This window comes from Pseudomonas bubulae (assembly GCF_900618535.1).
Classification (GTDB): domain Bacteria; phylum Pseudomonadota; class Gammaproteobacteria; order Pseudomonadales; family Pseudomonadaceae; genus Aquipseudomonas; species Aquipseudomonas bubulae.
Genome location: NZ_UYJA01000011.1, coordinates 1 through 5,894, shown reverse-complemented (window position 1 = coordinate 5,894; position 5,894 = coordinate 1). Strand labels below are relative to the sequence as shown.

Genomic DNA, 5,894 nt, shown 5'->3' with positions numbered 1-5,894 from the left:
GGGAAGAGGTGTCGGGGGAGGCTGGAAGCTGGACAGACGGGAGTTTTCCCGACAGAATTGGCTTACCAGGTCTCGTTCCCCGCACCGAAAAGCAGAGATTCCCCGAGACCTTGGCCAGAGCGATTGCAGTCGCCGCTGGCCCGAATGAAACCCTGCCTTGGCAGGGTTTTTTCGTTTTAATTCTATGTTGCTGATATGGCCAAAGATATTGCGTTTGGCCGCACAGTGCAAATCCTGTATTTCTTATAGGGCATCATGCCCTATAAGCCATCGAGCTGCGGACTGGAAGGTAGCGAAGCTGCCGCACTAGGCGGCAGCCAACAAGGGCCGCAGGACCGCGTTAGCCGGAGGCTTTCATGGACAATAGAACCAAGACTGAGAATGTCTTTGCCGAGATCGGGTGCCATACCCCCGAGGCACTTCTGCTGAAGGCCAACTTGATGGTTGCTGTAGTTAACCGTGTACGCGACAACGCATATCCTCCAAACCATGCAGCCTCTAACCTTGGCTTGTCAGTAAGCCGTGTGAGCCAATTACTCCAAGAGGACTTCAACGCTTTTTCCTTGGATGAAATAGTTGAGCTTGCTGCTCGCCTTAATATCCGTATGGAGATTGTCACCTCTGTTAAAGCCTCGTAGAGGCTGGGTTTCAAAGGCCCCCCTTTGGCACCGGATGTATACATCCTTGGCGTGCCTGCAATTTTTAGCATTCCACTACTGCTCTTTCGCTTGTCAGGCATTTGTCAGGTATTTTCAATCCCCTAGTAAGGGTGTCAGGCCTTTGTCAGGCATTTGTCTTCCATCTGTCAGGCATTTGTCAGGCCTAGCCGTAATCTCTCCTCTTTTAGGGAAAGCCCCGGTACTAGATTAATCTTCCTAGCTTGGCACAGCTGTGGCACACCTTGGCACGGCTGATTTGGCACACTCTGGCACAGTCTTAAAATATGGCATGGCACACTCTAAACGAAGCCGTAAAACTGACAGGCAGAAGCCGTAGATCGATCTATCGCGATATGGATAGAGGCCTTGTTTCATATGGGCTAGACCCTTCTGGAAATCGTCAATTTGAGACGTCTGAATTGATGCGCGCTTACGGCGCTTTGGCCCCCGTGGCACAGCCTGACACACCTGATATGGCACAGATTGGCACAGCTCAACCCTGGGATCAGGTATTGACTGAACTTCAGGCACTTCGCAAGGAAGTCCAGGATCTGCGCGCCACCGTTCTGCTCATCGAGCACAAACAGGAACACCCACCAATTGCCAACCCCTCAACTCCTGAAAAACCTCAGGAGCCCGCCACCTGGTCCAGTCTATTTAGCGCCCTGGACGAATGAGCCAAAAGTTTCCGAATCGGAAACTCCCCTTCAAAGGGGGAAGGATTCCGGGTAGCCGGAATCTCTCCCTGTTCTCTACAGGCCATGGTTTACGTGGCCTGTAGAGAACAGAGAAAAAATCGCAGGCGGACTGCCTCCCAAAACAAGAGCGGTCTATGGGGGAGAGATTCCGGCTAAAAAGCAGTTCAGATGAGCTACTCCTCGTTCAGACTTGAATGAGGTCTCTCGAAAAACCTCAGCAGCCCACCACCTGGTCCAGTCTATTTAGCGCTCTGAACGAATGAGCCAAAAGTTTCCGAATCGGAAACTCCCCTTCAAAGGGGGAAAGATTCCGGGTAGCCGGAATCTCTCCCTGTTCTCTACAGGCCATGGTTTACGTGGCCTGTAGAGAACAGGGCAAAAACCGCAGGCGGACTGCCCCCCAAAACAAGAGCGGTCTATGGGGGAGAGATTCCGGCTAAAAAGCAGTTCAGATGAGCTACCCCTCGTTCAAACTGAACGAGATCTCTCACACCTGTGCAATAGAGCCCTGAAGGCGAAAAAAAGCCCACCTGAGTGGGCTTTTTTGTGGGGGGCAATTGAACATAGGGCGCGCTCTATCTATTCAGGCAACGCACGATATAGCGTGGCTCGATGCACACCCAAAAGACGTGCAACCTCGGCCACTGATTGACCCTCATTAATCAACCTACGTGCATGGATTATCTGCTCAGAAGTCAAAACAGGCTTTGGCCCAAATCGAACGCCTTTGGCTTTCGCAGCAGCTCGGCCAGCACTGGTTCGCTCGCCAATGAGAGAGCGCTCGAAGTCAGCAATCCCAGCGAATATCGTTAAAACCATGCGCCCAGCTGGAGAGGTGGTGTCGGCCCACGGCTCAGCAAGTGAACGCAGATCTGCGCCTAAAGTTTTGAGTCGTTCTGCAATGTGGAGCAGGTCAGTTGTTGACCTGGCTAATCGATCCAACCGAGTCACGGTCAGTACATCACCTGGCCGCAAATGATCGAGCAGCCGACTCAGTTCAGGACGGTCTTTCTTAGCCCCACTGACCTTTTCTTCAAAGATTCGCAGACAACCGTTTTGCCCTAAGGCAATGCGTTGCTGCTCCAGATCCTGACCTTGCGTCGAAACCCGAGCGTAACCAATCTGCTGTCCTGCATTCCTCATAAAGCACCTGTCGCATTTGTTGTCGCAGGTAACTTACGACGTGCGACAAAGTTATGCGACAACTTGTAGGCCGTACATTCAGTATCGACGCCGCTGTCGCATAACTTAGGATTAAGGCGACAGCTACGGTTTGGCCAGAGGACTTTCAATAGCGAGTGATAGGCCAAAAGGATCACTATGACACTGATCTTTGCACATCTGATACGGCCCTAATCGTGACCAAAGGCCTTTCCATGATAGAAAAGACCTTTGTTCACATAACTAGCAGTACTCCAATGCAGTCTCAAATAGATTTCCCTGTACTACTTCCTTTATCTCGCTAGTAACTGGTTTTTGGCCTTTATTTTTAAGCCTGAGAGCATTAGCCTCCCAGCTGACTTCATCAGTACATTTATAACGACTGAATGGAAATCCAGCTGGAGGGGTATTTTCTATGCCTTCCATATGGGCGAGGATTGCCTTTCCGACAGCTTCCCCTAAGCCTACAGGTACGGCATTTCCTATTTGCTTGTACTGGTCAACTATAGAACCACACACAATCCAATCATCAGGGAATTGTTGGATACGTTTGTACTCTTGTACTGAAATCGGCCTATTTTCAACAGGGTGTGCGATGTCAGTCGCAGGCATACATGGGGACGTAACAAGTGTGCAAGAAGGCTTATCCCAGTCGAGCCTACGCAGGAAACCTGTTTTACCACCTCCAGAATCAAGAGAAGCCCCCATTGCCTCTCGATGGAGTTCTTTAGGTAGATTCTTCCAATATTGCCCAGGGCCGAGCATTCTATAGAAGCGCAAGCGATCCTCTGGAAATTCAAAATGGTCTCCAGCTTTAGGGTCAAGACCATCAAATGCTTCTCGTAACGTTCGCCATTTAGGCAAGCCAAAAGAACCGTCTTTCGAGTGGGTTGGGTTCAAATGCGGTAGAACAGCACCATCTCGTGAACAGATTAAAATAACCCGTTCACGGGACTGAGGAACACCAAAGTTAGCCGAGTTATATAAGTTAAAAGAAACTCCATAGCCCCCCGCCCTTAGTAGCGTCAGGATATGCAATAAAGCACCTCCTGGAACTTCCTCATCCGCAGGAGCCCAATTATCGTCACGCTCCGCGTGAGGTCTGTGGCTCATGGCTGCAGACAGTAGACCTCTGACATTCTCAATAACTGCGTACTTTGGGCGAAGCTCCAAAATCAAATCAATATATCGTAAGAATGCATTACCTCGATCATCCTTAAATCCACGGCGAGACCCCGCAGTAGAAAATGCCTGGCACGGAGGACCGCCGACCATCACGTCTATTTCATCACATGGCTTCAGGCCTGCGGCTACACGAATGTCATCAGCGTTATACTTCCAAACATCTCCAATCATCGCTATATCAGGTCGATTTGCAGTGATCGTTCGGCGACACGCCTTTTCCATCTCGCAAGCAAGAAGCATCTTAATTCCTGCACGCTCTAACCCCTGATCTAGACCCATAGCGCCAGAAAAAAAAGAAAGTGCTTTTAATGATGGGAGAGGCCCTTCTGCACGCGATCTGTCTTCTGGCGGGAGCATGCCTCCAGACTCAAGGTAGGCAGTAACGGCAGCGTCTGTCGTTATCCATTGCTTTCCAATTTGGCGACCATCCAAATTACCATTCCGGAGAATAGTTCTAACTCTCTGCTCTGAAATTCCAATTTTAGCTGCTGCATCTCGTGCTGATATGGCATTTGGTATCATTACAGGTTCGACCTCGAAACAAAATCAATACCAACAATTTATCACAAAAAAATAGAATTAACTAGCACTTCTCTTTAATTTTAAAGATAGTAAAACCGTTGCGGTAATACCGTGACTAAAAAATATATAAGGTCAATATATTAGACGTGAAATTATTCTAAATAATTAATTTTAAAAATATCAAAGTCTAGTAAGCGTATAAAGGATTGTAATTATGTTCATAGCAAACTCTGATGAAATAGCTCGAGAGGCCATGTATGGAATATCTCCTAACCTGGTAGAAACTTATGCTGGGCTTATTAGTTTCTTATCAACAGAACCTGAAGTGGCCTTGAAGATACGTGGTGGATTCCCGGTAGTTGGATCTGCTGCCTACATTCAATACCACGCTAGAGGATTCGCTGAAAGCCGACGGCCTAGAGCCCCTGCACCACCGTCAACGATCCCTGACGAGATGGTTTCATTAATACTCAATAGCTATTTTTGTGTTCCTGTTGAGAATCTAGAGCGTGCAAAAAGAGAGCACCTCTTATCTATGGGGGCCGAAAATCTTGTAGGGGAGCTATTAGAACGTTACCTTGCAAGCATCATGGAACCGAAAGGCTGGATATGGTGCTCCGGCAGCATGGTAAAGGCAGTAGATTTTATTAAGTATCCTGCATATGGAAGTCTAAACTGGTCTTTGCTTCAGGTTAAGAATAGGGACAATAGCGAAAACTCTTCGTCTTCCGCTATCAGACATGGAACATTAATTAGTAAATGGTTCCGTACTTTCTCTAGAAAGATTGAAACTAACTGGAATGCATTTCCAGATGATGAAATTCGGCCATACGTTTCTGAGGCAGGATTTGAAAATTACGTTAAAGCCTATCTTTATAACTTAAGGTAAATTGCGACTATAGTTATTAGCTATGCTCAACAATTAACTTGAGCATAGCTAATTATTTTGCAGAGATAGCTGTATTTATCCGTATCTAAATTTTCGCCTACTGGCAGTATACTAAAGATAATGTCGTAAACACCGCATCGTGCAGCCAGAGAGACCATTGCCAAAAAACTTGTCACCAACTTGTCGTATCGGTAACCAATCCGTCGGTTCTTCTTCAGCCACCCGAACATGCGCTCGATGATGTTGCGCTGTCGGTACTTGGGCTTGCCGTAACGATTATTTACAACGTGGGCATTATGAAAATCGCTGGTTTCCGTGAAGTCCTGGTTCTTCCCACATCTTTGGCAGCGTACTCGCGAGCAGTTGAGGGTAAAACGAAGAGCAAAAGCATTCGCTACGCTCACCAGCTCGACCCCCTAAAGGGGGACCCCCACTCGCTGGGAAAGATCCAAAGCAGGTTATAACCCTAGAAGACAAGAGCCCGAGCAATGATGGCTGACGCCAGTCTAGAGCCGCCCGTAGGCGGCAGTAATGATGGCTACGCGACGCCCTTGATAGCTCCCACTGGCGTGGGAGCCCCTACGATCAGCTTTTAAAAAAAGCGTCTCGCATGACTCCACGCAGTGAGGACTTTTTCCAGGTGCAGCCACCCAGCTCCCACTCCCAACAGGCGTTCCAGACTTTCGGGGATTGTTTACCACTGCGCCCCCTGCCCTCTTCGGCGTCTGGCGGTTGGTGGGTTTTAGGACAGTGACAGCGCCCGTGGTTGGGTTTTTACGC

The 5,894-nt window shown here is 48.6% G+C and carries 5 protein-coding genes and 1 pseudogene; 3 read left to right on the top strand and 3 right to left on the bottom strand.

Annotation, left to right across the window (positions count from 1 at the left end; genetic code table 11):
• Window positions 1-356 precede the first annotated feature (356 nt).
• Window positions 357-638 (top strand): XRE family transcriptional regulator, encoded by a 282-nt coding sequence (locus PPTH39_RS23365; protein WP_130872541.1) that lies wholly within the window; start codon window positions 357-359, stop codon window positions 636-638.
• A gap of 533 nt (window positions 639-1,171) precedes the next feature.
• On the top strand, window positions 1,172-1,336 hold the full coding sequence (locus PPTH39_RS23575) for a hypothetical protein (protein ID WP_165446548.1): 165 nt from the start codon (window positions 1,172-1,174) through the stop codon (window positions 1,334-1,336).
• A gap of 600 nt (window positions 1,337-1,936) precedes the next feature.
• Here PPTH39_RS23575 and PPTH39_RS23360 read toward each other — a convergent pair.
• Both PPTH39_RS23360 and PPTH39_RS23355 read right to left on the bottom strand, forming a co-directional pair.
• The gene (locus PPTH39_RS23360; protein WP_130872540.1) at window positions 1,937-2,500 is read right to left on the bottom strand and encodes a recombinase family protein; all 564 of its coding nucleotides are present in this window, start codon (window positions 2,498-2,500) and stop codon (window positions 1,937-1,939) included.
• A 261-nt stretch (window positions 2,501-2,761) separates the two neighbouring features.
• The gene (locus tag PPTH39_RS23355) at window positions 2,762-4,225 is read right to left on the bottom strand and encodes a DNA cytosine methyltransferase (protein WP_232527690.1); all 1,464 of its coding nucleotides are present in this window, start codon (window positions 4,223-4,225) and stop codon (window positions 2,762-2,764) included.
• Between the two features lie 214 nt (window positions 4,226-4,439).
• Between PPTH39_RS23355 and PPTH39_RS23350 the strand changes: the two genes are divergently transcribed.
• The gene (locus PPTH39_RS23350) at window positions 4,440-5,114 is read left to right on the top strand and encodes a SinI family restriction endonuclease (protein WP_130872539.1); all 675 of its coding nucleotides are present in this window, start codon (window positions 4,440-4,442) and stop codon (window positions 5,112-5,114) included.
• A gap of 111 nt (window positions 5,115-5,225) precedes the next feature.
• Here PPTH39_RS23350 and PPTH39_RS23345 read toward each other — a convergent pair.
• A pseudogene (locus PPTH39_RS23345) lies at window positions 5,226-5,386 on the bottom strand (transposase); the annotation flags it as partial.
• Between the last annotated feature and the right edge of the window lie 508 nt (window positions 5,387-5,894).

Bases quoted from the DNA above. Each gene is read 5' to 3' on its own strand.
- PPTH39_RS23365 (WP_130872541.1), top strand. From the start codon at position 357: ATGGACAATAGAACCAAGACTGAGAATGTCTTTGCCGAGATCGGGTGC.
- PPTH39_RS23360 (WP_130872540.1), bottom strand. From the start codon at position 2,500: ATGAGGAATGCAGGACAGCAGATTGGTTACGCTCGGGTTTCGACGCAA.
- PPTH39_RS23355 (WP_232527690.1), bottom strand. From the start codon at position 4,225: ATGATACCAAATGCCATATCAGCACGAGATGCAGCAGCTAAAATTGGA.
- PPTH39_RS23350 (WP_130872539.1), top strand. From the start codon at position 4,440: ATGTTCATAGCAAACTCTGATGAAATAGCTCGAGAGGCCATGTATGGA.